Source organism: Sphingobium jiangsuense, assembly GCF_014196495.1.
Taxonomy (GTDB): Bacteria; Pseudomonadota; Alphaproteobacteria; order Sphingomonadales; family Sphingomonadaceae; genus Sphingobium; species Sphingobium jiangsuense.
The window spans coordinates 273062-297074 of sequence record NZ_JACIDT010000002.1 but is presented as its reverse complement, the minus strand read 5'-3'; the positions used below and the strand labels follow the sequence as shown (position 1 = coordinate 297074).

The window sequence follows — 24013 nt, the reverse complement described above, 5'->3', positions numbered from 1 at the left end:
CGTCTCCCGGTGAGGGCGTGTAGCTCAGTGGTAGAGCACTATGTTGACATCGTAGGGGTCGCAAGTTCAATCCTTGCCACGCCCACCATGAAAGGCCCGCAAGTCCAAGGACTTAGCGGGCTTTTTCACGCCCGAAGCACGGCAATATTCTCATGTCCTTGCGTGAGTTTTGCGTGAAGCGCCGGGCCGACCTTCTTGGTGAGGTCGCTCACAACGTCCTCGATGCCGTCGCGGATGGTGCTGAGATAGTCAGGATCGAAGATCGCATAGCGGCTGGACGTCTTGCCCAAAGGGCGGTGCCCCAGCGCGATTTCCAGCTCTATGAGGTCGACGCGTCGGTTTGCGAGGATCGTCGCCATGCTGTGGCGCAGTAGCTTCGGCCCCCAGCCGTCGGGGATGCCAAGCTTCTCGCGAGCGCCCAGCCACCCCTTCTTGACGCTGGCGACCTTGTATTGCTCGATCAGGTCGATCTGCTGGTCCGGGTCGAAGGTTGTCCGCTCGCCACACACCAGCCATTCATCGGTCGCGCTAAGCCATGAATGCAGCAGGTCGACCACCGGCATGACCGGGCGGACCTTCTTGGTCTGAAGACGCCCTTCCGGGTTAAGCGCGAACCGGCGCTCGTTCTGCATCCATTGGCCTCGTTCGCGGGCGACGCCCATGTCCAGAACCGCGTCGGGCCGGGCCAGAGTCGTGATCGCGCCAATGAGATAGCGACGCAGCGGCAGCAACCTATCGGCGTGCCCGTTGTAATTGCCCGCCCCTCGGATGGAATAATCCAGCAGCTCAGCGATCGCGTCGACCGAGAGGCGATAGGTCCGCTCCGGCGTCACCTGATCGCGGGTCTTGTGCTTGAGGGGTGGCACATAGCGCAGGCGGCGAGAATTGAACGCGTGGTTGAGCGCCGCCTTGAGCTGGATGATACTTTCCTCGACCGTGGATGCAGAGCGCTTGCGGCGCTTCCCCTCGATCCAGTTTCCACTTTCGTCCTTCTTCCGGGCGATGATCGGATCGGCCAGCGCCCATTCCCGGAAGCGCTCAAGGAAGCGATCGTCCAGATGGTCGGGCAGGAACGGATCTATCAGACGCCCGGCGTCTGCTTCCGCGTCGAGGAAGCGGGACATGAGCTTGAGCCGGGCCTTGATCGGATCGGCGCTGATCTGCTTGCTGCCATGTTCCAGCCAATAATCGGCCATCGCCTCGGGAACGCTATAGCAATCCTGTTCGGCGGTCGTGGGCCGGTGGACCGCCAGATAATGCTCGTCCAGCTTATCGCAGGCTAATCGAACATCTGCCGTGCCCGTGCTCTTGCGCTGGTTGCGCCCGGCTGCGGCGTCGTACCACCAGATATACCAGTTTGCGGAAGAGGGCTTGCCGCCCGCGCCTCTGACGTAATCGAGCCAGAATTCGCCCCGCTGGTAGATGCCACCTTTTTCCGTCGCCATTGCGCTTGTTCCTTGAGGATTTGGGCCTTCGCTTCCGCAAGCCGCTCGATCATCCCCAGATCGGCCAGCAGATCGAGCTGCCCTGGCGAGAGGGTGATGCCGCGACCGCATTGAAGCGCCCGTGAAACCTTGCGATCAAGGTCGATCACCGATTCGGTGCGAGTTCGTTCAATCGCCATGGCAGACTCCCCCAGCCGCCGGATCGGGGCAACCCCCATTCGAGGTTAACGAACCGTCCCGTTTTGACTCGATTTCCGGCTCGTGCGCCGCAACACCCAAGAGCGCCTGCCGTGCGTGGTGCCCACGATCATCCATTGCGGGCGTCACGCCCGCGCCTCCACGAGCCGCAGACGCCCCTGCCCTTTGCGCTCCGCAACATAGGCGTCGATCGCCGCCCGCCCGCCTTCGCTCAGCCAGCGCCGGGCGACCGCCTCGACATAGACCAGCACCTTGCATGAGCCATGCGGCGTCCGGTGAGGCAAATATCCGCGATCCTCATGGTAGCGGCGAATGCGGCTGGTGATGAACTGGATCAGCCCACGCGGGCGCTTCCCCTTCGTGTATCCGGCCATTTCGGCAATCTCCAGCGCGCTGACGCCCTCGATCAACTTGCGGCGGTCGGACATCAGGCGCTCGCTGACCATGCGTTCCAGCATCGGTTCGACAAGCGCTGGCAACGCCTCCTGCAATTCGGCGTGCGTGACCCGCTTCACGATCCCGCCCAGCGTCGAACGGGCGGCTGGCGCGAAACTGGTAACGGTCCCGTCTGAGGTATAGGAGCCTGTCCTGATAACCGATGGCAGGACTTCCTCGAACATCCACCGCTCCATGCGCTCGGCTTCCGGCAATGCGCTGGTGGCGATAAGTCGAAGCACGTCCGGTATGAACAGGATGCGTGTCGGCTGCATCCGCCCAAGGCTATCCTTGATGGGGTGGCGTTTCACCACCCCACGACAATGCTGCTTCATCGCGTTGGTCGTGTCCGCATAGCCAAGCCTTTGGCAAACATCCTTGCCGACGAACCCCGGCTCCCCATCCATGATGACGGAGCGAATTGGCGAGCCTTCAAAACTCAAATCAATGACAGCGTTCATACCCGCGCCTCCTTCGCGCTGGTGCGCCGCTCGCGCTTCCGGCGCGGCGGGATTGTCTTGATGGTCGCGGCGTACTCCGCGAACAGGATGATGATGTTCTGAGCGAGGCCGGGACTCAGGCGACTGAACAGGAAAAGTTCTGCCAGATTGAAGGCGAGGCACTGCCACAGGAGAAAACGGACCCAGCCGCGAGACCGGACTTCGCGATCAGGAAACCATGCGGCGCTTGTGAATGCCCCGAGTACGCCCAGCCAGACGAATGCGACCCATGCCCAACCAATCTCCGGTGCGAAGTACGCAGCATAGCAGAAGGCGAAAAACCAGAGCGCACGATGCACCGCGTATTGCGTCTGGCGCATGATCTGGCAGGCGAGGATGATCGGCGGGTGAAACAGCGTTTTACCTAGCCAGACATCAAGGCGGGAAAGGAGCATCATTGCTGCACCCCTTCGTCCTCATACGCCATCAGCAAGGCGTCTTTCATTCGTAATGCCCGTTCTTCCGCGCCTTTGACCTTCTCGATGTAGCTGGCCCAATATCGCTGATCCCCTTTCAGCAGCGCCGAAAAGAGCCTGTCGGGGTCGAAGTCCTCGGGTGGCTGGATCATGATCTTGGTCAGGGCTGTGAACATGCTGGCGCCTGCCCAAAGAACCTCATCGGGGAAAGCCTCCGCAATCGTCTGCAAGGCATAGGCGCAGGGCTTCGGCCCGTGCTTGCGCAGAACCCTTGCGATAGACGCGGTGAAAGCCACCTCGCCCGGCAGCCAGCTTTGCGAACCGGTGCGGCGCGAAACCGTGAAGCCTGCGGCCTCGACCAGATCGCGAATTTCTATCGCCTCAGCGTCGCCGCTGGCGATTGCCGCGTGGAAGTCGTCCAGCCGGTTCATGGGCTTGCGGGACCGGTTCATGGCGACGAACATCGCCGCCTCGTCGGCTACCGTGCCATATACGCCGACACAGCAGGGCAGGAAGGGAATATCCCCGCGCATGAGCGCAGCGGCCAGCCGGTGCTGCCCGTCGATCACCCATAGCGAACCGTCGTCCCGCTTCGATACGACAAGCGGCAGGCACATGCGCCAGTCCCAGCCGTGCGCGATCTTCTTGATCAGCGCCTGGCTGGCGCTGTTCTCGGTGGACCGCTGGTAGCTGTCATCAAGGTTCAGTTCGGACGGGTTCCTGTTCTCGATAGAAGGCGGCATGCCTTTTGCCGTGGGCCACTTTTTCGGGGTGCTGCTCGCTGAGCTTACCGGCAGGGCGCGAACGGCTGATTTCTGCGGTTTTTGGGTGCTGCTGGCCGCTTTGCCGGCGGGGTTACCGGCGGCGGTGATGGCCGAGTACGAATCACCCCTCAAAAGTGCGGATTTCTGCGGCTTTTGACCGGTGACGGGACCATTTTGCGCGTTTCCGAATCGACCCCCCTCTATGCTTGCTTGAAGGTGCCGGATACGGTGGGTGATGTCGTCCGTATCGTCCTCGCGCGGGGCTACGTCAGCCTCGGCCTGCGAACCCGCACTGCTCTTCGGAAGGAGCGCGTATGCCTTGGCGTCCTTCTCGTCCAGTTCCTCAAGCAATCCCCGTGCCTCGGCGGGCGGACGAGTAAAGAGAACACCTTTGCGCTCGATCACGATATAGCCGACCAGCACGCGCGCCTGCACCTTGTCAGTGCCGGCACGGCTGTGGATCAGAAACGTACCGTTGGGTTCACGCTTATTGACCATCTTGGGCTTGATCCATTCGGGGATGGTATTCGCGCCCTTGTTGATCCATGACTGAACGGCGACGGCCTCAATCGTCATCGCGCGCGCCTCCCCGTTGAGCCGGGCGGCTGGGGGACAGGGTTGCCGCCCGGCTCTGCTGATCGCCGGGGGCTTGGCGATCAGGGTGGGGAACAGTGATGCGCGCGATTTCCTCGAACACATAGAAGGCGGTGCCGGGACGCTTTATGCTCTCCTGCATGGCGGCGGCGCGCGCCTCGTCCTCGGTCTGGTGACGGAAACGCGGCATGCGCGCCCCGGCCCGGCAAACGGCATAGGGATAGGCTGTGCCGTTTCTGATGACCGCCCTGGACATCAGCGGCTCACCGTCGCGACTGCATCGCGCAGGCGACGCTCCGCCTCATAGAGAAGATGCGAGCAAAGGTTCGCGTCCTCCCCGGTAGAGTGATCGAAGCCGCCGATTTCTATAATTCCACGGATCATCGCCAGCGCGACATATGCCGCTTCGTGCAACTGATCACGGCCCCTGCGGACATCGCTGTCGACCGGTTCACGACCACCCAAGGCGATCTGGGCGGCACGGAATTTATTGCCGACCTCTACAGCGGCGGCAAGACGATCGGCAAACGAGCTATGGGGATCGCTGACCAGCGCGTCATGCGCGCGAAGGGCAGTCAGATAGGCTTCGTATGCCTGCGTTCCCGCCTGTTCATCGTTCGTGGACATGATCGTATCTCCTTCAGGCCGCCACAGGGGCGGGCTGGACAGGGAATAGGTTCCGAATATTCTCGCGATGGGAGGGCGTATGGTCCCGACCATCGCGCCGCCCGCCGCCATCATTGCCGTCGCCGGGTTCCCACATCGCGCACGACCGCGTTGCATGGGTCGGCGGCTGGACGGAAATGACCGCGCCATCGCGCCCGATCTGGACATCGGGCGACATGACTTCGCAGACACCCGTGTCCGCGTCGCTGTCGTCAGGAACCGGGATAAGGGCGTTGGGCGATGCCCCAGCGCGCCAGAAAGCGCAGGTACGGCAGATGCTATCTTTCATCGCACACCCCGCACAGCATAAGCCTTGTCGATAAAGCCGCCCCGACCGCAAACCATCGTCGCATTCACCCATGTTACGCGACCGGGCGCGAGGCGACGGATATGACCCCGGCGAAGATGTGCTCGGGGGCTGGTGCCAGTACCAGTGGCGCCAGCCTCGCCTTCGCCTGTCCCGTCGATGGTCAGGACATGGAAGTCCTTGAGCGGCATTTGCCCCCGAGCGATTCGCCGACGGTTATGCTCCGGGGAGGCGGGTTGTCGTTCCGCACGGACGTTCCGGCAGGCCAGCACATTGCACAGATCAAGATAGGCGTTCACCTCATCCTGAAGATCCGCGCTGATGTGATCGAGTGTTACCGCCATCCCCAGCTTGGCATGAGACGCCGCGATTGCCTCAGGCAGCAGGGCAACCGTTCGGGCTTCCGGTTTGGGCGCGGCGGCCAGCTTCGCGGAGACACGACCCTGAGCGATCATTTCCGCCCGAAACGGCGACGGCCTGCTATCTGGCCGATATTCCGTTTCGTATGGGATGAACATCGCCGCCGCTGTCGGCATCCACATCTGCTGGTTATCGAAGAAGGATATTGAGACCACTGCCACGCCGGGTTGGTTGCCTAGGTTCGACCATCCCGCGAGAGCCGGAGGAAGATCGTCCATCCAATCCCATGCAAGCGCGATCCGGCGCGAGGCCTTCACCGCCGTGTATATGCTGTTGCCCCAATCCTTGCTGTTAGCCTCATACTCCAGAGCGACAACCGGGAACGGCGGCTTGAACAGCACGCCCGGAACTTCAGGCCGAGGCTTCGAGCGGTCCAGCAGTTCGCCGCTGTCGCCCAGCACGAACACCTCTGCCTGCTGCAATTTCCGGGCGAGATATTGCATTCCCGCATAGGCACCGGGTGCGTCGGGACAAGGGAAATCCAGCAATTGCTGGATCGCCTTGGGCGTGTAGTTAAGCGCCTGCATTTGCGCCTCCATCCAAGGGCACAAGATTGAACCCCTTCCCGCGCCGCGCGCCTTCGGACAGGACGGCGATCGCTTCCTTGAAAATCGCGTCGCCATCCGCACCAGCAAGAAGGCCGTCGTCGCAAATCCCCGACAGCCGCAGCTTTTCGAGGCAGTCCGACATATTGCGGGCCGGGAGAGCCAAGATGGCGTAGACCGCATCGCACCATCGTTCGAGCGTTTCGCAGGCGCGCTCCTCGTCGCCGCTCCGCAGGGCTTCTTCGTTGGCGCAGTTGGCTTTTTCTTCCAGCGCATAGGCATGCTCCCAGATCGCGTCCAAAGGATGCGGCTGGTCGATGATGATGCAGGTCATGGGCGGGCCTCCATCGCTTCGAGGCTCTTGATGGCAGTCCAGATCGTGAGGGCGTCCGTGCCCTCCATCTCCATCATCTCGTCGATGTCAGGAACCGAGGCGCCAAACGCCGCAGCGATCGTGCCGATGGTGTCGACCTTGCAAAAGAGAGCGTAGCGAAGCTTCAAAGCAACGCCCATCGGCGTCTGAGCAATCGAACGATCCAGGATACCACCATCCGCAGGATCAGCGGGGGACACGCTCGCAAGCCCTTCCGCGCCCGCGTCCAGAAAAAGGCGAGCCATCCTCGAAAATGCCGCGATGATTTCGGCGTCTGCATTGGCGGTCGACGGGCCGCGCCCTCCCCCGCCGGACAGGCGTTCGATGTCGCTACGGATCGGCTGGGTAAAGGACGGCTTACTCATGTTCGCCATTCCTCTTTTCTTCCATCATGATGGCGGCCGCATTGATAAGCGACTGGATGCCGAAAAGAGCATCGCACAGCATTTTGCCGGACATCGAGGTCAGTTCGGTGTTCGGGTATTTGGAATTGAGGGAGTTATCCTCATATGCATTCGCGAGGCATTCCAGCATCGCGGAGGCCCAGTTAAGGGGCGTCGTCGGGCATTCATGGAAGTGCGCGTAAAGGGAGGTTTTAGCCATGACGCAGCGCCTCCATGTCGGCGCGCCGGATTTCCGTCGCCATCACGTCGCGCTGGATGCTGCGGCCGAGGTCGCCCCAAAGGAGACCGATCGCCTCGGTACAACCCGGCGAACGGCGGGCCAAAACTCCGGTGATCGTGATCAGGGCGGCATATATGCTCTTTGCGAGCCTTTGGGCATGCGCATCTTGTTGCGCAATATCCTCAAGTTGCTCCGCGTACATAGACGTGAAACCCGCGAGAATGACCAAATCCCGATCATCTTCCGGGATCATATCGAACATCGGCCAAGCGCTGTCACAGAATGCCGTGTAGGTAATGTCGTGGACAGCTCGGAAAGCTGACTGCTTCCGCATGTGATAAAGGCGATCCGCCAAACAGAAGGTTTCTTCAACTTCGCCGATCAGGCTGGCGAACGCGGCGATCGGGGTTTCCTGCTTCTCCGCAGGATGCAATTCTTCATCTCGCGAAGCGGCATCGCTCCGCGCCGGGGTGGCGTCGGCCATATCGGGGTCTCCTGTTCAGAATGACAGGGGTAGCCCGTGCGGACACCCTGCCTGCATCACCGTCTTCGGCCCGTGGGCGATCAGGTGATGAGGCATCAATACATTAAGGATTGACTAAGTCAATACACTTTGGATTGCCTTATTGCATTTGTCCGATCCACACGATGCGCCCTCGAATCAGTAGGCCGTCGCGTGGCAAATCGTGCGATCGGCCGCCCACCGCGTCAGAATATACCGACACACGATCGTTCGGCAGCGCCAGCAGCCTTCTTATCATTGCCGTCCCGCCCAATGAGATAAGCCAGATGGCGTCCTGAATATCGATGTCCTTTGATCCAGTATCTACCAGAAGCAGCGCCCCCTCCTTGATCGTTGGCGCCATAGAGGAATCTGGCGCATTAATTGAGCACACCAAGTCGCGCTCTACCTTGGCGACCTCCGCAATGAGAGACAAACTAAACGCCTTAAACCAGAAATCCTGATTTGCATTATGGAACAGAGGAAGGTCGGTAAAAGTTACATCAAAATCTTTTATGGAGTAATGATGAACCAATATCTGACCAGTTTCTTCAAATAATCTGTCCTGAAAATCACGGAGATCAGAATCCAATTCATCCGGCTTGTTCATATGCGCAATCATCTTTTCGCTATCATCCATGTCTGGATTTTTTTCCAGCCCAAGCAACCAGCCAGCAGATACCCCAAAAGCTCTTCCGTATGCCTTGGCGTGGTCTTTCCCAAATCCTCGCGTTCCATTCTCATGGTGGCGATAGGTTGACACGTTCCATCCAAACGCCTCCGCCGCTGCTGCGGCAGACTTAAATTGGGCGGATCTCCTGGCTGCGCGCAGCCGATCATTTTGCTCTGTGCTCATAACCCCTCACATAATGGATCGGACAATACATTAGGGATTGATGTTTAACGATCCATTGCGTATTGTTTTCGGATGTCTTGTATTGATGATATTTTTTCCGTCTGGCCCAGTGCGGCGGCGATGGCCCGCGACATCGGCGTCCCTGATGTAACGGTCCGGCAATGGCGAAACCGCAGCAGATCAATTCCGGTTCGCTATTGGGCAGCGATAATTGACGCCGCCAAGGACCGAGGGGTGGCTCTCAGTTATCAGGACTTTATCCCACCCGCCGAAGCGGAGTGAGGGGAGTGGCCCGCGAGCGATTCCGAAATCGCACCTCGCCCCGGTATGAAGCAGCTATCGCGGCTGCCGAAGAGGCGCGTCTGCGGCACAACCTGTCCGAGGTCGCAGGGCGACATACGGTCCTGCGAAAGCGGGGACCGCGCGAAATGGTGGGCCTGTGCCCGTTCCATTCGGAGCGGACGCCCAGCTTCGAGGTGAACGACGCCAAGGGCACATACCATTGCTTTGCTGGCGAGACTGGCGTCATCACCTATGACGGCACGTTTCCAATAAGGGATCTAGCGGGGGGTTGGCATCGCCTGCTGACAACCGGCGGCAAATGGGTTTACGCGCCGATCCGCTCGTTCGGTCGCCAGCGACTCTGGCGGATCGAACTTACGCGCAACGGTGTTTCTAAAACCATTCGCGCGACCGATGGCCATGAATGGCTGATCAGGGACCGCGCGTCGAAGGTTCGGACGGACCAATTGTTGCCCGGCGCCCGACTTCAGGCCGTATTTCCTGCAAGGCGGTCAATCGAGGTCGACCCGGAAGGTGTGCGGCATGGCATCGTTTTCGGAGACGGAACATTAACGCCCGACTGCGCTGTCGTTGATCTCCACGGCGAGAAGATAGACGATTTGCTGCGTTGGTTTCCAAACCACCCGACATGGACCGGCACACGCGCTGAGGGGCAACCTTATATCAAAGTGCGCGGCCTCTGCCCGCTCATGAAAAGCCTGCCGGTTGCAACGGCAAGCCCTGCTTATCTGGCTGGCTTCATTGCAGGGTATCTCGCCACTGACGGGCATATAGCCAAAGACGGTTCGGTAACGCTAGACTGCAAGGAAGCTGAGACGTTGGAAGGCGTTCGGACGATATGTCATAAGCTTGGGATCGGCACCTACGGCGTTCGCCAGCATATGCGGCTCGGCTATGGCGAAAAGCCATCAGCGATCTGCCGCATTAACTTCCCGGCCGGCGCTGTATGTTCCAAATTGTTATTGCGTCCAACCGCGCTCGCGCGTCTCGCTAGCTCGACAAAAAGGTTCGCGCGCTTGCGCTGGCAGGTCGTTTCCGTCGAGCCAACTGACGATATCGAAGAGGTGTTCTGTGCCAACGTGATCGGCACCCACGCCTTCGCAATCGAGGACAACATACTCACGGGAAATTGTCACGGCTGCGGTGCTGGCGGCGATGCCATCCGGTTCCTGATGGACAAGGAGAGCATGCGCTTCACCGAAGCGGTGGAATGGCTGCTGGGCGATAGCTTGCCGGTGATATCGGACGAAGAGCGGACCCGGCGCCGGGAGCAGAGCGCGGCCGATCTGGCGGCACGCGTCGAGCTGGCCCGGTCGATCTGGGCAAGGTCGGTGCCTGCGGCCGGGACGCCCGCCGAGGTCTATGCCCGATCGCGCGGGATCACCATGCCCCTGCCCTCGACCGTTCGCTTCGTGATGACCCCACGCTGGCGCAATGAGGAGACGGGCGAAGTCGGCCGGGATTCCCCGGCCATGGCCTGCGCCCTCCAGGACGCCACCGGGCGGTTGGTGGGCGTCCAATGCATCTTCCTCGCGGAAGGCGGCCGCCGCAAATATGAGCGGGTCCGCGCTGATGGATCGAAGGCGAAGGCGAAACTGACCTTCGGCGTGGTCGTTGGGTCGACATTCAGGATCGGCCCCGATGTCGATCATATTCTGCTGTGCGAGGGACCGGAGGATGGCCTGACCCTGCGGCAGCAGGCCCCGGACAAGACGGTATGGGTATCTTGCGGTACGGCCATGCTCTCACAGGTCGGGCTTCCATCGCACATCGAGAGCATCACGTTAGCCGGGGACAATGGGGCTGCTGGTCGCAAGGCCGTCGATGACGCGACAGCCGCTTATCTCAAGCTGGGTCTATCCGTGAATTCCATCTTCCCCGATGACGGGTTCAAGGACTGGAACGATCAGCTTCGCGGGGTGCGGGGCTGATGATCGACATCGAGGACAAGATCAGGGATTCGGAATATGCTCGGCCCGAACCCCTCCCGCTTACTGGCGAAGTCATTCCACCGCAGGATTTCCCGGTCAGCTCTCTTGGCCGGGTGATAGGCGGTGCCGTCACCGCCATATCAAGGAAAGTGCAAGTTCCCGTCGCGCTGGCGGCCAATTCGGTGCTCAGCGCCTGCTCGCTAGCGGTCCAGCCTCATGCAAATGTGATCTTGCCGACGGGGCAGGATCGCCCGATCAGCCTGTTCCTCGTGACGGTCGCCAATAGTGGCGACCGCAAATCGACGGCTGACGAAATTGCGACCGATGAGATTGCGCGGTTCCAGCGCGAGTTGCAGGAAGAGCATGCCGGGCGCGAAGTGGAATTGTTCGCGAAAAAGTTGGCATGGGATACCGCGAAAGCGGAGGCTCTAACGCATTCCAAGAAAAAGGGTCGTGACGCTGTAGAGCAAGCCCTGCTTGATCTTGGGCCGCGCCCGTCCGATCCCATGACGCCAGTGATGACCGTGCGAGTCGGCACGACGCAGGGCCTCATTAAGCAATTCGAAACGGCGCGGCCCTCGCTCGGTCTGATGTCGGACGAGGGCGGCTCATGGCTGGGCGGTTATGGCCTATCCGAAGACAATCGCCTGTTCACGGTGTCAACCCTGAGCGACCTTTGGGATGGAAAGCCAGTTCAACGCCTCACCGGCAGCGAAGGCGTGACATCCCTCTACGGTCGCCGCCTGACCTTTCACATGATGATCCAGCCTGTCCTTGCAGGCCGCCTCCTTGGCGATATCGAATTTAAGGGGCAAGGGTTCCTGAGCCGCCTGCTGGTGACGCAGCCCATAAGCCTCGCAGGGACGCGCTTTGTCGATCCGACCGCCCCGGTTGATCCAACAATCGCTGAAGATATCGCGGCATTCAATCAGCGCCTCGCCAATGTCATTCGCGCGCCGTTGCCAATAGATCAGGACACGAGGGCGCTAAGGCCGAAGCGGCTGCCCTTGTCGCACAATGCTCAGCAGCTCTGGTGGTCGTTCGCGAACGAGATGGAGGAGCGCATCGCCGACGGCAAGGACCTTGAGGACGTGCGAGGGTTCGCGACCAAGCTGCCTGAACAGGCAGCGCGCATCGCGGCAGTGCTGGCAGTGTTCCAGTTCGGCCTACGAACGGAAGCGATCGAAGACGATTTCATGGCCTGCGGCATATCCGTCGCGCGTTATTACCTGTCTGAGGCCGTGCGACTGATCGGCGTGGCATCGCCCAACCCGATACTGGTCGACGCCCAGATCGTTTCCGATTGGCTTCGCAAGAGCTGGACTGAGAACCTGATATCCATCGGAGCCATTCAGCGGCTCGGTCCCGCACCGATGCGCAAAAGAAGTGCGGATCAGGTTCGCGACATCATCGCAGCGTTGGTGCGGCACGATCACCTGTCAGATAGGCTGCCGAATGGCGGGATGGTGTCAGGGAAAAAGGTCCGTGAAGCATGGAGAGTGCAGGTTCGCCATGCCTAAAATCGCAGTCTCGCAATCTATCGCAAATCGCCCTGCTATAGTTTCGGCAGTCCGCGGCCGGTTGAAAGCCGCAGAAATAGGCCACTTTTTTGCCAGCCGACTTCGCAAAGTGCCAACTATCGCAACTTTCGCAGCTATCGCAGGGGGTGAGACTGATATTCTTTCACCAGCGTCGAGGAGGCGATCGAACGATCATCCACATTCCGGTCCATAACTATCGCAACCTCGCTGCTATAGTGCTGCGATAGTTTTCATTTTTAGCCTTAAAAATCGCATATCCTTATGGATATGGGAAACGGTATCCTATTGTTTTATATATATAAATAGGGAATATATTATGAATATGGACAGGGAAAATGACACCGATCGCAAGGGGTCTGCGATAGTTGCGAAAGTTGCGATAGAACCGACACCATTCCAGTTTCGCCCCTATATTCCTCAGAAGTTCGCCCACCTGCATCGCTGGGGACCTTGGCTGCTCGACGCAGAGCGCCTTGTTCTGTGCCTCTGCCGGGATCACGATGAACCTCTACGTTCGCGCTATGAGGTTGATATTGAGAGGATCGAGACGGCCGAGGATTTGTTGTTTTGGATCAGCCACATTGCAATGAAAAACTAGGGCGATGCGGAGACTGTCGGCACCCTCGCGCTGGCGCTCGATGCTCTTTTCTGTCCCCGCCACCGCCTTTACGGCGGCCGGCGACACCCTGCACGCGATCTGCTGAAGCTGACGATTGAAGGGGAATGGCAATGACCGAAGTCTTGCAAACGCTCGGCGATTTGTGGCGGCAACGTGATCCGCTGCGCCACAACCTTCCCGATGCAGAGCGGCATGACATCGGGCGACGGGCAACCGAAATCGGGCACAGTCTCAACGCGGCAGGCGGCTACGCGCTGATGCGGAAAACTTTCGATCAGTTCGAGCGCGCCCATGGCGAAAATGCTGGAGGGTGGCTCGCGCTCCGCTGGGACGGGATTGGCGGGTTTTACGCATGATCGCTCACCGGGACATCGAGGACATGATCGCCCGGTTCAAGACCGCTCTGCCCGGCTGGTGGTACACGCTGGGCGAGTGCGAGCGGTCCTGCGATGCCTCATGCGCCCCGACGCGGGACAGCGCCGATCTGGCGCTGATCCCGTTCGATGAGCGGTTCAATTCCGGGTTCCATTGTGACCTGCCCCAGCCGTCCACGCTGGCGGACGCGCTAGAGGCGGTGATGAGTGCTGCGCTGTCGGCAAAGGCAGTTGCCCGGAAGGAGGTCCGCCCATGAAATCCCAGCGCCCGACCCCGGCCGATATCGCCGCGTCGCTGATGGCGGTGAAGCTGCTCATCAAGGGCATGAACGGCGCTATGCCCACCTTGCAGGCCGAGATGCGTCGGGAGGCCTGCGAGCGAATTGACGACGTGATTACCGATCTGGGGAGCCTGCTGCGGTGACGGACAAGGGAAGGAGATTCGAGGTGGTCAACCGCGACGGCGAGGTCTTCGAAGGAACGACGATGGCCGAGGCGCGGGCGAAGATGATCGCTGCAGCCCGCGACGAGATGGCGCGGCGCCATGCCGCAAACCCCGATGCCGTGCCGCAGTTCAACCTGCGCATGGCGCGCCTCGCTGCCGCGCGCAAGCGGGAGCAGCAACGGTTCGACCATCTCGTGATGGGCAAGCCGCGCCCGGTCGAGCGCGTCACCGAGGGCCGGAAAAGCGGGCGGCGACGCCCCAAGACGGTCGAGCGGCCGGTGCGGCTGGAACCCGGCATCGAGGAGGCGGTGCAGCTTCGCGAGGCGTGGGATCACAAGGTCTACGGCACGCCGGAGACTCATGAGCGCGCCAGCCGCACGCATAGCGGCGCCCTCGCCCAGCTCAACCGCAACGGCACGATCACGAACGACCAACTGGAATGGGCCGCGCAGATCGCCAACGTCTATCGGAGCCTTGAGGCTGATGTGGCCGTGAAGGTGGCGAGCCTTGAAGCGCGCGTCGACCAGTCGCGTCGATCCGGGGATGCCGCCGAAAGCGTTTATCGGGTCCGCATGCACCTGGCCTATGGCTATTGGCGCGACATGATCCCGGTGCCCAAGCAACTGGTACTCGACATGATCGTCGGCGACGCCATCGGGTACACGATCGCGGCGCGAATCTACCGGGTCCACAATCGCCGCGCCAAGCGCCTGTTGCTTGAGGCGCTGGACCGCTGGCCTCGCTGTGTGGCGCATGCGTTTTCGATGGTCGATCATGCGACGGCCGACGCGATGAACCATGGGCGGACGGTTGATCCTGTGTGGCTGGACGGCCCCAGCAAAGCCTATTGGGGGCAGGTTGACCCAACCGCGCCGCCCACGACCGGACAACCGGCCATCATCGGGATTGACCTTGCCAGCCGTCCCGATTTGTCCGGGCCTGTGCAGACACTCGATCCCGCCTTTCTCGACGAGCGCGGGCTTCTGCGAGAATGGTCGGAAATAGCGGAGATCATCCGGGCAAGGCTGGTGGAATAGATGGCGATAATTTCACGAATCGATTACCATGATTTCTCAACTTATGGAGAAACTATGAAGGTACATGTCTTTCAATCCGGTGCGGGTGTCTACGGATTTACACAAGATCGCGAGGGAGCAAACCTCCCGCAGCAAGCCAAGCCGTGGTCGCATTTCAAGGAAACTGTGCTTAGAGCAGGAATTATTGGTGTGAACCCCGAAGAGGCAATCGCTCAGATCCAGTCTAAGGGATATTACATCACCAAGGCGGGCGTCCAATTTAGAGAGGTCCAAGCATAGCGCTGAGCAAAAACTGCTTGCAAGCGGCCACGAAAAATGCCAAAAACGGCCTTGGATTAATCCGCCCGAAGCAGTTCGTGGCGGATTTTTTATTGCCATTTCCGGCTGATTTCCGTGGTTTCCCGCTCTGGCTGGTTTCTCCCGGTGCATGCGCCGTCCCAGCTATCGGGCTTGTGGCCCCGCCTACTTCGGTTGGCGGGGCTTTTGCGTTGGAGGTGACCATGGCCCAGATCGACGCCATCACCCTTCATGTTCGCAGGCGATGGTTCTTCCGCCCTGCCCTGTACGTCCTGATGGCTGCCGCTGCCGTGCGGCTGCCCTGCGACCAGAGGCGCGCGGGGCGATGGCTGGCGGATCATGCTATCGTGATTGAGGTGGTGTGATGGCTGGCGCCATGTCTGCCCGCCAGTATCGTTTCAGTCAGGCGGCAGAGATCATCGGGATATCGAGAGCCGCCCTCCGCAACTGGATGACGCGCAACCAGCTAGACCTGTTCGATGAGCGTCCGGCCAATGGCTGGCGTTCATTCAGCGAAAATGACGTGATGATTCTCGCCCTCGCGGCAAAGCTTGTGGCGTTCGGCGCATCGGTCGATGATGCAGTAATGGCTGCCAAGGGCGTGCTGACCAATATGGGTGGGCATCCTATGTATTATTGGGCGGCGCCGTCCAGGTTCGGCGGCTGGATCATTTCTGACGAGGATGCCGTTGTGCAGGACGCAGCAATCGGCGGTGCTGTCATCCGTGTGACCTTCACCTAAGGGCTTGATGCTGATGCCCAGCCGTCCGCCGACTGACCGCGCCCGGCCTCGCGAGCGCGTCGAGAGACTGCGCGGGCGCAAAGCGGTCGAGGTGAGAAAGCGGCGCATGGCGCGCACCGATGGCCTTTGCGAGCGCTGCGACGCACGGGGCCTGACGGTGTTCGCAACTGTCGTTGACCATATCAAGCCGCTCGCGCTGGGCGGGACGGACGAGGACAGCAACACGCGGAACCTTTGTGACCCGTGCCATGCCGAGGCGACGGCCGAGCAGTTCGGGATGCGCACGGCGCGGGGGATCGGGCGCGATGGGCGGCCGACCAGCCCGGACCACCCATGGAACCGGCCGGATCGGACCTGACCCCTCCCCCGGTCCGAAAGTCTGAGGGGGCCGAGGGCGGAAACCGAACCCCGCCCTTCATGCACAATAAGTTGGATTTTCAGACGGAAAAGTTGGGGGCATCCCCATAGGGGATGATGTGTCATGGAAGCTATCGAAGGCACCGGGCAGATTGCAGTTGAGCCGGATTGGTCGCTGCTGCTTTCCGACCCTCTCGAAGTTGAAACGGCGCGCCACCATTGGCAGCGGATCACGATCGAAATGCGCGAGCGTGAGACGCTGGCGGCCTCGACCGGGCATTCGATCCAACGGCTTGTGCTGGCGTACCTGATCTACGACCGGTCGGCCCGAGTCGTGGCAGAACAAGGGGCGGTGATGAAGCCGAAGCGGGGTAATCCGAAAGCCATCGCACGGATCAGTCCGTATTTTACGGCTATGCGCGAGGCGGCATCCGATGCCGCCGCACTGGAAGCCGAGCTTGGCCTGTCGCCGCGCCGCCGGGGCGGCGTCACCAAGGTTGACCGCAAGAACCGCAAACGCAGCGCCGCAGCTGCCTATCTGAAGTCCGTTGAGAAATAGGTTTCTGGCGCTGCCAGATCCGACGACAGCCTGGGCGGAAGCTGCGGTCAAAGGGGAATTCGTTGTCGGCGATCTGGTCGGCATGGCGGCCGAGCGGCATCTGCGCGATATGCGCGACGGCGCGGCGCGAGGCCTCCACTGGTCGCCCGAGGCCGCCGCCCATACGCTGAACTTCTTCCCGGCTGTATTTTCGGTCGCGGACGGCCCGCGCGCCGGGGAGCCATTCCATCCGCTGGAATGGCACACGTTCGTCGTCGGCAGCCTGTTCGGCTGGCTGCGGGAGGACGGGCGCCGCAGGTTCCGCAAAGGGTGGCTGGAAACCGGCAAGGGGCAAGCAAAATCGCCGCTCATGGGCGCGATCGGCGTCTATTTGATGGGCTGGGACGGCATTCCGCACGCGCAATGCTATGCGATCGGGCAGGACAAGGCGACGGCCAACGTCCTTTTCCGTGACGCGGTATCGATGTGCCGGGGGCAGGTTCCCGACGAGGATGACGGAACGACGCTCGAATCGCTAGGCGAAGTGGTCATTCGCGGCGAGTTGGACAACGCTTGGAAGATCGAGCACCCGGAAAGCGGCTCGTTCTTTCGCACGCTGGCAGGCGGCGAGAGCCAGTCAGGCCCTCGCCCCGCCTATGTGGCGGCGGACGAGATCCACGAATTCAAGTCGGATGGCCCGATTGAGACGTGGCAGCGCGCTATCGACAAGGTGGCGGGCAACTCGCTGATGCTGCTGGGCACGAACACCCCGGCGACCTCGCAGATCGTGGGCACCAGCTATTCGGAGATGTATCAGCAGATCGTGCGGGGCGAGGCCCGCGACGACAGCGCCTTCGCATTCATCGCGCGTGTGGATAAGGCGGATCGGGAAGCGGTATTCGAGAATGAGGCGTGCTGGGCCAAGGCCCTCCCTGCTCTTGGTGAGACATTCCCGGTCGATAATCTGCGCACGGTGGTCGCCGGGGCATCGCTGAGGCCGTCCACGAAATCGTCAGTCAAGCGACTCTATTTCGGGATCGACATAGGCGCTGCCGATTTCTGGATCGCGGAGGAAAGCTGGGCAGCGGTTCAGGGCGCCGTTGATGAGCGAGCCATGCGGGGCCGCAAATGCTTCCTGTCGCTCGACCTGTCGGCGAAGAACGACCTTACCGCGCTATCGGCGGCATGGGACGTTCCTGCCGATCTGGTCGCGGTCAAGACTTGGTACTGGACGACCAAGGAGGGGCTGGAGGATCGGGCGGAACGCGACCGGGCGCCCTATCCCGATTGGGTCGAGGACGGGCACCTGACTGCCACGCCCGGCGCGACGATCGATTATACCTTCGTCGCCCAGCGCGTCGCTGAACTGCTGGCGGACCATGAGGTCGAAGAACTGGTTGTCGACCCAGCCTTCCTAACGTCGTTCACCGACGCATTGACGGAGGTGGGTGTCGACTGGTGGCTATACGATGGCCCGACAAGCACCGGGCGCGGCCTGAAGATCGTGAAGCACGCCCAGGGAACGCGGATCATGTTCGAGGACCGGCAGCTTTGCATGCCCCACTCGATCACGCGCACCGAGGACCGCATCCTTGACGGCAAAATCATCATCGACGCCTCGCCGGTGTCCTACAGCTGTGCGGCCAATACGGTGATCATCGCCGATGGTCAGGGCAACCGGGCCTTCGACAAGAAGAAATCGCGGGGACGCATCGACGGCATGGTGACGATCGCAATGGCAGTCGGCGCGGCCACCGCGACGGCAAAGCCGAAGAAGAAATCCGTCTACGCCACACGTGGCGTTCTGAGGCTCTGAGGGAGGCGCAATGTCTGGCTTGTCTCCCGACGATTACCGGCGCGCGGCCGGTTATCGCCGTTCCTCCGCCGCGCCTGCCTCTCCTCCCGCAAGAGGCAATGCCGTGCCGGTGATGGCGTACAACACCTATGACCTGAATGATCCGGCCTTGCTGGATTTCATGCGGGATGGGAGGATTGGGGTCGTCGGCGAAGCGGCCAATGAGCGGATGGCGCTGCGCAACAGCACATTCTTCCGGGCAATGTCCCTTATCTGCGGGTCCATGGGCATGCTGCCGGTTCACCTTATGCGGCGGAAGGCCAATGGGGAGACGGAGAAGGCGCGCGATCACCCGCTGTTCAATGTGTTGCACCGCAAGGCGAACAGCTATCAGACCGCCAGCCAGTTCAAGGCCTATATGCAGTTCTGTGCATTGGCGGACGGCAACGCATATGCTCTCAAGGTGAAATCGCGCGGGGCGGTGCGGGAATTGATCCCCCTGCCCCGCCGATGCGTTAAGCCCTGCCTGTCCGACACGTTCAAGCTGACGTTCGAATATCAGCCGAAAATCGGTGCAAAGCGCACCCTGTCCCAGGACGAGGTTTTCCATTTTCGTTCGCCTTTGTCGCTGGATGGGCTGCGAGGCGTCGGCCTGATCGATGTCTGCGCCGATACCCTGGGCCTTGCGATGAAGGCGCAGCAGGCGGCCGGCCGCCTGCTGACCAAGGGGTCGATGGCACGGGGTGCACTCGAAACCAAAGAAGTTCTCGGTGACGAGACAATCGAACGCCTGAAGCAAAGCCTGCGTGACAATTATGCGGGCGTCGAGGCGGAAGACGACTGGATGGTCCTCGAAGAGGGGTTGACGGCCAAGCTCTTCGCCTCAAACGCGCGGGATTCGCAGCTCAAGGAGCTGATGCAGCACGAGGCCGAGGAGGTGTCGCGCTTCACCGGCGCGCCTCGCCCGCTGCTGATGTTCGATGAAACGAGCTGGGGAAGCGGGATCGAGCAGTTGGGGCTGTTCTTCGTTACCTATTGCCTGATGGCGTGGTTCGTCATCTGGGAAGAGGCCATCTGGATGTGCCTGCTCACCGAGGAAGAGCAGAACACCATGTACGCCAAGTACAATGAACAAGCGTTGCTGCGCGGATCGCTGAAGGATCAGGCCGATTTCTTCGCGAAGGCGCTGGGCAATAATTCGGCCTGGCTCTCGCCCAACGAGGTCCGCGAGGCCTTCGACCGCAATCCCCGTCCCGACGGGCAAGACCTGCCCCGACCCGGCACTACGGCCGCGCAGGTCGCGGAAGAAGATGAGCCGGAGCCGGGCACTCCTCCGGCCCGCAGGAAAAAGGAAACAGCATGAACCGCATGTCGCGCATTTTCGCGCGGGAGCGCCCCGGCGCGGTCCCGCTGCCCGGCGATCGTCGCGTCGGCGCCTTCACGAAAGAAGACGTTCTTTCCCGCTGGGGCGAGGAAGCCGCGGGCCTCCGCCCCGCCGCCCTCGAACAGGGCGACAACGTGATAACCATGTTCGATATCGTCGGCGAGGACTGGTGGACCGGCGGCGGCATCACCGCAAAGCGCGTTGCCGCGCAACTCCGCGCGATCGGTGATCGACCCGTTGAAGTGCAGATCAATAGCCCCGGCGGCGACATGTTCGAGGGATTGGCTATCTACAATGTCCTGCGCGAGCATCCGCAGCAGATCACCGTCAAGGTGATGGGCATGGCCGCCTCTGCCGCGTCCGTCATCGCCATGGCGGGCGATGAAATCCAGATTGGCGCCGCCAGCTTCATCATGGTCCACAATTGCTGGGTCGTGTCGGTCGGCAACCGCCACGACATGGCGGAAACCGCGAAATGGCTTGAGCCGTTCGATACCGCCATGCGCGATGTCTATGCCGCTCGGACCGGTCAGAATGCCGCCGATGTCGCCAAATGGATGGACGACGAAACCTATATGTCGGGCAGTCAGGCCATCGAGCGCGGTTTCGCCGACGCCCTCCTGGCTGCCGATCAGGTCCGCGTCGATGAGGCCGCCAAAGCCTCCGACCGGGACGTCAACGAGGTCCGCGCGCTGGAATTGACGCTGCTGGCGGCAGGGCACACCCGTACCGAGGCGCGCGCTCGCATCAACAAGATCAAGGGCAAGCCGGACGCTGCCCTGACAACCGCCACGCCGGGCGCTGGCGATCCTGAACTGGCCGCTTCCTTCAACGGCCTCCTGAACGCCCTTCGATAACCGGAGAATACCCCATGAACATGCTGACTTCCGCCGCCTCCATGGCGGCACTGGCGATTCACGCCGCCAATCCCCCGCGTTCCATCGCAGCCCAGCCCCGTGCCGATATCACCGGCGACACCAAGTCGATGCTTGACCAGATCAAGGCCGCCGTCGAGGAAATGCGCAAGCTGAACGACACGCGCCTCGACAAGATCGAAGCCAAGATCGACCCCCTCGACGTCGACCAGTTCGGCAAGATTTCCGATGCCATCTCGGCCATGGAAAAGACCATGGACGAGCATGCCAAGATCATCGCGGCAGGCAAGCTCAACGGCAATGGCGCGGTCATCGGCGATCTTGAGCCGACCGATCCCGAATATGTGTCGGCGTTCAAGCTGCACATGCGGCGCGGCACCGAGATCAGCGCATCGCTGAACAAGGCGACCGACAGCGAGGGCGGCTATCTCGCGCCGATCGAATGGGATCGCACGATCAGCGGCAAGCTGAAGCGCGTTTCGGCCGTGCGCCAGAACTCGCGTGTCATCTCGATTTCGACGGCCGGGTTCAAGAAGCTGTTCACCGATCGCGCTGTCGGCAGCGGCTGGGTTGGTGAAACTGCCGCTCGCCCGCAGACCAGCACCCCCGCCTTCGCGTCGCTCGACTTCATCCCCGGCGAGCTTTATGCCAACCCGGCGGCGACGCAGCAGATGCTGGACGATGCCGCGCTCGACCTCGAACAGTGGCTTGCCGACGAGATCAACACCGAGTTCGCCCGGCAGGAAGGCATCGCGTTCCTCTCCGGCGATGGGACCAACAAGCCCTATGGTATCCTCACCTATGTCACCGGCGCCGCGAACGCCGCGCGGCATCCGTGGGGCGCCATCAGCGTCGTGAACTCGGGCGCTGCGGCGGCACTGACCGCCGACGGCATCATCAACCTGATGTACGACCTGCCGTCGGAATTCGCGGGCAACGCCAAGCTGTACCTGAACCGCCTGTCGCTGCGAGAAATCCGCAAGCTCAAGGACGGCCAGGGCAATTTCCTCTGGCAGCCGAGTTTCGTGGCCGGGGAGCCCGCGACGATCAACGCCGCTCCGGTCGTAGAACTGCCCGACATGCCGACGATCGCGGCTGGCAACATCGCCGCGCTCTACGGCGATATGGAAGCGACCTACCTGATCATCGACCGGGTGGGCACCCGCGTCCTGCGCGATCCGTTCACCAACAAGCCGTTCGTGCACTTCTACACGACCAAGCGCGTTGGCGGCGGCGTGGTCAATCCCGAGTCCATGCGCGCGCTCAAGGTTTCGGCCTGATCCTCTCCGGGGCGGCTTTGGCCGCCCCGGTTGTTCGAAGGGGCGTCCCTCCGCCCTTCCGATCAACCGATGGGAGAAAATCCATGACGACCAAGAAAGCCGCCTCGGCAACGAGCGAAGAAGCACCGGCACCGATCGAACAGCACGCCGACGCGGCCCCTGCATCCGCAGCCGACCGCATCGACATGAACGACCCGACGCGGCCGGGCCATGAGGTTGTCACCGAAGCGCTCGGCATGGCGGCCGACGCGGACGACTGAAATCATGGCGGAACCGCTCACCCTCGAACAGGCCAAGGCGCAGCTGCGCGTGCTGGACGAGGACGAGGATGATCTGATCGGCGCCGCGATTGTCGACGCGAGGGGCTGGATCGAGAACTATACCGGTCGCTCCTTCGCGGAGATCGTCGGCGACGACGAAGTTCCGCCCGTTTTGCTGCGCGCAATGCGCCTACTGGTCGCGGGCTTCTATGGCGACCGCGAAACAGGCGGCCTCGCTGGCGATGTCGAGGTTAGCGCGCGGCGGCTGTGCGGCAGGTTCAAGGTTCGGAAGCTATGATAACCGGCCTCAAATCCAGCCAGCGGCGTACGCGACTCCGCATCGAGCGGCCGGTTGCCGACAACAGCTTTGACGGGGCCGGTTCGGGAGAATGGGAGCCGGTCGCGACCGTTTATGCCCAGGTGCAGGATGCGCTGCCAAGCCGTGGCGAAAAGCTGGATGGAGGGATGACGACGAGCATCCGCCCTGCCCGCGTCCGAATGCTCTTTCGCGAAGATGTGGCCGCGCACATGCGCTTTGCGGTCCTGCGGAAGGTGGGCGGCGTGGATACCGTGATCCGGCTGCTTCAGATCATCTCCGGCCCCGCCGAATTGGGATACCGGGAGGGCCTGGAGTTTATCGCCGAGGAATATCGGCCTGCCGGGAACCCGGCCTGATGGTAAATGTGAAGGGCCGCAGCGAGGTCAAGCGCTTCATCGGCGGCATTCCTGCCGAGGTTGCAACGCTGTTGCGCGGCGCTGGCCGTGCGGGCGCCACCGTCATCGCCGACGAGGCGAAGGACCGTGTGATTTCGCGCGAGGTACGCGGCGCTATCAAGGTCGCCACGAAGGCGGAGGATGGTCGCATCATCGCCAAGGTGCAGGTCAAGGGACCCGGCGCTTATATCGCGCCTTGGCTCGAATATGGGACCGACCCCCATTTCATTTCGGTCGATGACAGCCAGCGGGGCGGAATGAGCATCGGCAAGATCAACGAAAGAGTGAAGGCCGGATCGCTGGTCATCGGGGGCAAATTCGTCGGCAAGACGGTGCATCACCCCGGCTCGCGTCCGCATCCCTTCCTGCGGGTCGCGCTCGACACGAAGGAGAGCGAGGCACGGAACGCGGCGCAGGCGTTCATCAACAGCCGGATCAGCAAGACCGGGATCCGCACCGGCGGAGGCGACGCATGACCGGTGCGGAGATCATCGGCGCGCTGCTGCGTGATTATGACGCGCTGACGGCCATTGTGCCGGTCGGGAACATCAAGGGCGGGCGTTTGCCGGAGGGCGCCTTGCCGCCCCTGCTGCTGGTCCGAGTCGTCAGCCTGATCGATCGACAGCCATTGAAGCGACAGGGCTCGTGCCGGTCGACCGCGCGGATCGCCGTCACCGTGCGCGCAGGCAGCTACGCGCAGCAAGGCCAGATCATCGAGCTGGTGCGCACATGCTGCACCGGTCGCACCGGAAATATCGGTGGCGGTACCCGCGTCGCGATCCTTTCCGCTGGCCTTGGCCCCGACGTCAACGGCCCAGGCAACAGCTTCGAGCAGACACAGGATTTCCGGGTGAGCTTCGATGCCCCGGTTTGAAC

At 61.7% G+C, this 24013-nt stretch carries 34 protein-coding genes and 1 tRNA gene; 23 read left to right on the top strand and 12 right to left on the bottom strand.

Features of this window, described 5'->3' with window-relative positions:
• Positions 1 to 13: 13 nt before the first annotated feature.
• Positions 14 to 88: transfer RNA gene (locus GGR43_RS03900), tRNA-Val, on the top strand.
• A 37-nt stretch (positions 89 to 125) separates the two neighbouring features.
• Here the strand turns inward: GGR43_RS03900 and GGR43_RS03895 are convergent.
• The 12 genes from GGR43_RS03895 to GGR43_RS03840 form a co-directional block, all read right to left on the bottom strand.
• Positions 126 to 1445, bottom strand: a complete 1320-nt coding sequence (locus GGR43_RS03895; RefSeq protein ID WP_188070633.1) for a tyrosine-type recombinase/integrase — start codon at positions 1443 to 1445, stop codon at positions 126 to 128.
• A gap of 323 nt (positions 1446 to 1768) precedes the next feature.
• Positions 1769 to 2539 (bottom strand): BRO-N domain-containing protein, encoded by a 771-nt coding sequence (locus tag GGR43_RS03890; RefSeq protein ID WP_188070632.1) that lies wholly within the window; start codon positions 2537 to 2539, stop codon positions 1769 to 1771.
• Positions 2536 to 2976, bottom strand: coding sequence for a hypothetical protein (locus GGR43_RS03885; protein WP_188070631.1), 441 nt, complete (start codon positions 2974 to 2976; stop codon positions 2536 to 2538). Before GGR43_RS03885 ends, GGR43_RS03890 begins: the two co-directional genes overlap by 4 nt.
• Positions 2973 to 4334 (bottom strand): DUF6551 family protein, encoded by a 1362-nt coding sequence (locus GGR43_RS03880; RefSeq protein ID WP_188070630.1) that lies wholly within the window; start codon positions 4332 to 4334, stop codon positions 2973 to 2975. The genes GGR43_RS03885 and GGR43_RS03880 overlap by 4 nt, the downstream gene beginning before the upstream one ends.
• Positions 4324 to 4608 carry a hypothetical protein gene (locus tag GGR43_RS03875; RefSeq protein WP_188070629.1) on the bottom strand — a complete coding sequence of 95 codons (285 nt, stop codon included), beginning with the start codon at positions 4606 to 4608 and terminating at the stop codon, positions 4324 to 4326. Before GGR43_RS03875 ends, GGR43_RS03880 begins: the two co-directional genes overlap by 11 nt.
• A complete protein-coding gene (locus tag GGR43_RS03870; RefSeq protein WP_188070628.1) occupies positions 4608 to 4979 on the bottom strand; it encodes a hypothetical protein in 372 nt (123 codons plus the stop codon). Before GGR43_RS03870 ends, GGR43_RS03875 begins: the two co-directional genes overlap by 1 nt.
• A gap of 324 nt (positions 4980 to 5303) precedes the next feature.
• Positions 5304 to 6272 (bottom strand): hypothetical protein, encoded by a 969-nt coding sequence (locus tag GGR43_RS03865; RefSeq protein ID WP_188070627.1) that lies wholly within the window; start codon positions 6270 to 6272, stop codon positions 5304 to 5306.
• The gene (locus GGR43_RS03860; RefSeq protein ID WP_188070626.1) at positions 6259 to 6624 is read right to left on the bottom strand and encodes a hypothetical protein; all 366 of its coding nucleotides are present in this window, start codon (positions 6622 to 6624) and stop codon (positions 6259 to 6261) included. Before GGR43_RS03860 ends, GGR43_RS03865 begins: the two co-directional genes overlap by 14 nt.
• The gene (locus GGR43_RS03855) at positions 6621 to 7028 is read right to left on the bottom strand and encodes a hypothetical protein (protein WP_188070625.1); all 408 of its coding nucleotides are present in this window, start codon (positions 7026 to 7028) and stop codon (positions 6621 to 6623) included. The genes GGR43_RS03860 and GGR43_RS03855 overlap by 4 nt, the downstream gene beginning before the upstream one ends.
• The gene (locus tag GGR43_RS03850) at positions 7021 to 7266 is read right to left on the bottom strand and encodes a hypothetical protein (RefSeq protein WP_188070624.1); all 246 of its coding nucleotides are present in this window, start codon (positions 7264 to 7266) and stop codon (positions 7021 to 7023) included. Before GGR43_RS03850 ends, GGR43_RS03855 begins: the two co-directional genes overlap by 8 nt.
• A complete protein-coding gene (locus GGR43_RS03845) occupies positions 7259 to 7771 on the bottom strand; it encodes a hypothetical protein (protein ID WP_188070623.1) in 513 nt (170 codons plus the stop codon). Before GGR43_RS03845 ends, GGR43_RS03850 begins: the two co-directional genes overlap by 8 nt.
• Positions 7772 to 7910: 139 nt before the next feature.
• The gene (locus GGR43_RS03840) at positions 7911 to 8645 is read right to left on the bottom strand and encodes a S24 family peptidase (protein WP_188070622.1); all 735 of its coding nucleotides are present in this window, start codon (positions 8643 to 8645) and stop codon (positions 7911 to 7913) included.
• Positions 8646 to 8717: 72 nt separating this feature from the next.
• On the opposite strand from GGR43_RS03840, the gene GGR43_RS23940 reads away from it, so the two are divergent.
• The 22 genes from GGR43_RS23940 (at position 8718) to GGR43_RS03730 (ending at position 24011) form a co-directional block, all read left to right on the top strand.
• On the top strand, positions 8718 to 8927 hold the full coding sequence (locus GGR43_RS23940) for a carph-isopro domain-containing protein (RefSeq protein ID WP_425502149.1): 210 nt from the start codon (positions 8718 to 8720) through the stop codon (positions 8925 to 8927).
• Between the two features lie 56 nt (positions 8928 to 8983).
• Positions 8984 to 10879 (top strand): CHC2 zinc finger domain-containing protein, encoded by a 1896-nt coding sequence (locus tag GGR43_RS03830; RefSeq protein WP_343054441.1) that lies wholly within the window; start codon positions 8984 to 8986, stop codon positions 10877 to 10879.
• Positions 10879 to 12399, top strand: a complete 1521-nt coding sequence (locus GGR43_RS03825) for a YfjI family protein (RefSeq protein WP_188070619.1) — start codon at positions 10879 to 10881, stop codon at positions 12397 to 12399. The genes GGR43_RS03830 and GGR43_RS03825 overlap by 1 nt, the downstream gene beginning before the upstream one ends.
• Before the next feature lie 337 nt (positions 12400 to 12736).
• Positions 12737 to 13018 carry a hypothetical protein gene (locus GGR43_RS03820; protein WP_188070618.1) on the top strand — a complete coding sequence of 94 codons (282 nt, stop codon included), beginning with the start codon at positions 12737 to 12739 and terminating at the stop codon, positions 13016 to 13018.
• A gap of 131 nt (positions 13019 to 13149) precedes the next feature.
• The gene (locus GGR43_RS03815) at positions 13150 to 13395 is read left to right on the top strand and encodes a hypothetical protein (protein WP_188070617.1); all 246 of its coding nucleotides are present in this window, start codon (positions 13150 to 13152) and stop codon (positions 13393 to 13395) included.
• A complete protein-coding gene (locus tag GGR43_RS03810; RefSeq protein WP_188070616.1) occupies positions 13392 to 13670 on the top strand; it encodes a hypothetical protein in 279 nt (92 codons plus the stop codon). The genes GGR43_RS03815 and GGR43_RS03810 overlap by 4 nt, the downstream gene beginning before the upstream one ends.
• On the top strand, positions 13667 to 13837 hold the full coding sequence (locus GGR43_RS03805) for a hypothetical protein (RefSeq protein WP_188070615.1): 171 nt from the start codon (positions 13667 to 13669) through the stop codon (positions 13835 to 13837). The genes GGR43_RS03810 and GGR43_RS03805 overlap by 4 nt, the downstream gene beginning before the upstream one ends.
• Entirely contained in the window at positions 13834 to 14895 is a 1062-nt protein-coding gene (locus GGR43_RS03800; RefSeq protein ID WP_284277397.1) for a hypothetical protein, read from the top strand. The genes GGR43_RS03805 and GGR43_RS03800 overlap by 4 nt, the downstream gene beginning before the upstream one ends.
• 54 nt (positions 14896 to 14949) lie before the next feature.
• Positions 14950 to 15174: a hypothetical protein gene (locus GGR43_RS03795; protein WP_188070614.1), complete on the top strand. Its 225-nt coding sequence runs from the start codon at positions 14950 to 14952 to the stop codon at positions 15172 to 15174.
• A gap of 17 nt (positions 15175 to 15191) precedes the next feature.
• Positions 15192 to 15557 carry a hypothetical protein gene (locus GGR43_RS03790; protein ID WP_188070613.1) on the top strand — a complete coding sequence of 122 codons (366 nt, stop codon included), beginning with the start codon at positions 15192 to 15194 and terminating at the stop codon, positions 15555 to 15557.
• Positions 15557 to 15934 carry a MerR family transcriptional regulator gene (locus tag GGR43_RS03785; protein WP_188070612.1) on the top strand — a complete coding sequence of 126 codons (378 nt, stop codon included), beginning with the start codon at positions 15557 to 15559 and terminating at the stop codon, positions 15932 to 15934. Before GGR43_RS03790 ends, GGR43_RS03785 begins: the two co-directional genes overlap by 1 nt.
• Positions 15935 to 16040: 106 nt before the next feature.
• Positions 16041 to 16292 carry an HNH endonuclease gene (locus GGR43_RS03780; RefSeq protein WP_188070611.1) on the top strand — a complete coding sequence of 84 codons (252 nt, stop codon included), beginning with the start codon at positions 16041 to 16043 and terminating at the stop codon, positions 16290 to 16292.
• 123 nt (positions 16293 to 16415) lie between these two features.
• Positions 16416 to 16850: a P27 family phage terminase small subunit gene (locus tag GGR43_RS03775; RefSeq protein ID WP_188070610.1), complete on the top strand. Its 435-nt coding sequence runs from the start codon at positions 16416 to 16418 to the stop codon at positions 16848 to 16850.
• 82 nt (positions 16851 to 16932) lie between these two features.
• Positions 16933 to 18645, top strand: a complete 1713-nt coding sequence (locus GGR43_RS03770) for a terminase large subunit (RefSeq protein WP_188070609.1) — start codon at positions 16933 to 16935, stop codon at positions 18643 to 18645.
• A gap of 10 nt (positions 18646 to 18655) precedes the next feature.
• Complete coding sequence (locus tag GGR43_RS03765) at positions 18656 to 19987, top strand: phage portal protein (RefSeq protein WP_188070608.1); 1332 nt, start codon at positions 18656 to 18658, stop codon at positions 19985 to 19987.
• Positions 19988 to 20151: 164 nt separating this feature from the next.
• Complete coding sequence (locus tag GGR43_RS03760) at positions 20152 to 20865, top strand: head maturation protease, ClpP-related (RefSeq protein WP_223177268.1); 714 nt, start codon at positions 20152 to 20154, stop codon at positions 20863 to 20865.
• A gap of 14 nt (positions 20866 to 20879) precedes the next feature.
• On the top strand, positions 20880 to 22163 hold the full coding sequence (locus GGR43_RS03755; RefSeq protein ID WP_188070607.1) for a phage major capsid protein: 1284 nt from the start codon (positions 20880 to 20882) through the stop codon (positions 22161 to 22163).
• A gap of 83 nt (positions 22164 to 22246) precedes the next feature.
• Positions 22247 to 22423 (top strand): hypothetical protein, encoded by a 177-nt coding sequence (locus tag GGR43_RS03750; RefSeq protein WP_188070606.1) that lies wholly within the window; start codon positions 22247 to 22249, stop codon positions 22421 to 22423.
• A gap of 4 nt (positions 22424 to 22427) precedes the next feature.
• Positions 22428 to 22721, top strand: a complete 294-nt coding sequence (locus GGR43_RS03745; RefSeq protein ID WP_188070605.1) for a head-tail connector protein — start codon at positions 22428 to 22430, stop codon at positions 22719 to 22721.
• Positions 22718 to 23098, top strand: a complete 381-nt coding sequence (locus GGR43_RS03740; RefSeq protein ID WP_188070604.1) for a phage head completion protein — start codon at positions 22718 to 22720, stop codon at positions 23096 to 23098. The genes GGR43_RS03745 and GGR43_RS03740 overlap by 4 nt, the downstream gene beginning before the upstream one ends.
• The gene (locus GGR43_RS03735) at positions 23098 to 23613 is read left to right on the top strand and encodes an HK97 gp10 family phage protein (protein ID WP_246343314.1); all 516 of its coding nucleotides are present in this window, start codon (positions 23098 to 23100) and stop codon (positions 23611 to 23613) included. Before GGR43_RS03740 ends, GGR43_RS03735 begins: the two co-directional genes overlap by 1 nt.
• Positions 23610 to 24011: a hypothetical protein gene (locus tag GGR43_RS03730; protein WP_188070603.1), complete on the top strand. Its 402-nt coding sequence runs from the start codon at positions 23610 to 23612 to the stop codon at positions 24009 to 24011. The genes GGR43_RS03735 and GGR43_RS03730 overlap by 4 nt, the downstream gene beginning before the upstream one ends.
• Positions 24012 to 24013: the final 2 nt, after the last annotated feature.

Coding starts and splice junctions, on each gene's coding strand:
- GGR43_RS03895 (WP_188070633.1), bottom strand. CDS start 1,445: ATGGCGACGGAAAAAGGTGGCATCTACCAGCGGGGCGAATTCTGGCTC.
- GGR43_RS03890 (WP_188070632.1), bottom strand. CDS start 2,539: ATGAACGCTGTCATTGATTTGAGTTTTGAAGGCTCGCCAATTCGCTCC.
- GGR43_RS03885 (WP_188070631.1), bottom strand. CDS start 2,976: ATGATGCTCCTTTCCCGCCTTGATGTCTGGCTAGGTAAAACGCTGTTT.
- GGR43_RS03880 (WP_188070630.1), bottom strand. CDS start 4,334: ATGACGATTGAGGCCGTCGCCGTTCAGTCATGGATCAACAAGGGCGCG.
- GGR43_RS03875 (WP_188070629.1), bottom strand. CDS start 4,608: ATGTCCAGGGCGGTCATCAGAAACGGCACAGCCTATCCCTATGCCGTT.
- GGR43_RS03870 (WP_188070628.1), bottom strand. CDS start 4,979: ATGTCCACGAACGATGAACAGGCGGGAACGCAGGCATACGAAGCCTAT.
- GGR43_RS03865 (WP_188070627.1), bottom strand. CDS start 6,272: ATGCAGGCGCTTAACTACACGCCCAAGGCGATCCAGCAATTGCTGGAT.
- GGR43_RS03860 (WP_188070626.1), bottom strand. CDS start 6,624: ATGACCTGCATCATCATCGACCAGCCGCATCCTTTGGACGCGATCTGG.
- GGR43_RS03855 (WP_188070625.1), bottom strand. CDS start 7,028: ATGAGTAAGCCGTCCTTTACCCAGCCGATCCGTAGCGACATCGAACGC.
- GGR43_RS03850 (WP_188070624.1), bottom strand. CDS start 7,266: ATGGCTAAAACCTCCCTTTACGCGCACTTCCATGAATGCCCGACGACG.
- GGR43_RS03845 (WP_188070623.1), bottom strand. CDS start 7,771: ATGGCCGACGCCACCCCGGCGCGGAGCGATGCCGCTTCGCGAGATGAA.
- GGR43_RS03840 (WP_188070622.1), bottom strand. CDS start 8,645: ATGAGCACAGAGCAAAATGATCGGCTGCGCGCAGCCAGGAGATCCGCC.
- GGR43_RS23940 (WP_425502149.1), top strand. CDS start 8,718: ATGTCTTGTATTGATGATATTTTTTCCGTCTGGCCCAGTGCGGCGGCG.
- GGR43_RS03825 (WP_188070619.1), top strand. CDS start 10,879: ATGATCGACATCGAGGACAAGATCAGGGATTCGGAATATGCTCGGCCC.
- GGR43_RS03820 (WP_188070618.1), top strand. CDS start 12,737: ATGAATATGGACAGGGAAAATGACACCGATCGCAAGGGGTCTGCGATA.
- GGR43_RS03815 (WP_188070617.1), top strand. CDS start 13,150: ATGACCGAAGTCTTGCAAACGCTCGGCGATTTGTGGCGGCAACGTGAT.
- GGR43_RS03810 (WP_188070616.1), top strand. CDS start 13,392: ATGATCGCTCACCGGGACATCGAGGACATGATCGCCCGGTTCAAGACC.
- GGR43_RS03805 (WP_188070615.1), top strand. CDS start 13,667: ATGAAATCCCAGCGCCCGACCCCGGCCGATATCGCCGCGTCGCTGATG.
- GGR43_RS03795 (WP_188070614.1), top strand. CDS start 14,950: ATGAAGGTACATGTCTTTCAATCCGGTGCGGGTGTCTACGGATTTACA.
- GGR43_RS03785 (WP_188070612.1), top strand. CDS start 15,557: ATGGCTGGCGCCATGTCTGCCCGCCAGTATCGTTTCAGTCAGGCGGCA.
- GGR43_RS03780 (WP_188070611.1), top strand. CDS start 16,041: ATGGCGCGCACCGATGGCCTTTGCGAGCGCTGCGACGCACGGGGCCTG.
- GGR43_RS03775 (WP_188070610.1), top strand. CDS start 16,416: ATGGAAGCTATCGAAGGCACCGGGCAGATTGCAGTTGAGCCGGATTGG.
- GGR43_RS03770 (WP_188070609.1), top strand. CDS start 16,933: ATGGCGGCCGAGCGGCATCTGCGCGATATGCGCGACGGCGCGGCGCGA.
- GGR43_RS03765 (WP_188070608.1), top strand. CDS start 18,656: ATGTCTGGCTTGTCTCCCGACGATTACCGGCGCGCGGCCGGTTATCGC.
- GGR43_RS03760 (WP_223177268.1), top strand. CDS start 20,152: ATGTTCGATATCGTCGGCGAGGACTGGTGGACCGGCGGCGGCATCACC.
- GGR43_RS03755 (WP_188070607.1), top strand. CDS start 20,880: ATGAACATGCTGACTTCCGCCGCCTCCATGGCGGCACTGGCGATTCAC.
- GGR43_RS03750 (WP_188070606.1), top strand. CDS start 22,247: ATGACGACCAAGAAAGCCGCCTCGGCAACGAGCGAAGAAGCACCGGCA.
- GGR43_RS03745 (WP_188070605.1), top strand. CDS start 22,428: ATGGCGGAACCGCTCACCCTCGAACAGGCCAAGGCGCAGCTGCGCGTG.
- GGR43_RS03740 (WP_188070604.1), top strand. CDS start 22,718: ATGATAACCGGCCTCAAATCCAGCCAGCGGCGTACGCGACTCCGCATC.
- GGR43_RS03735 (WP_246343314.1), top strand. CDS start 23,098: ATGGTAAATGTGAAGGGCCGCAGCGAGGTCAAGCGCTTCATCGGCGGC.
- GGR43_RS03730 (WP_188070603.1), top strand. CDS start 23,610: ATGACCGGTGCGGAGATCATCGGCGCGCTGCTGCGTGATTATGACGCG.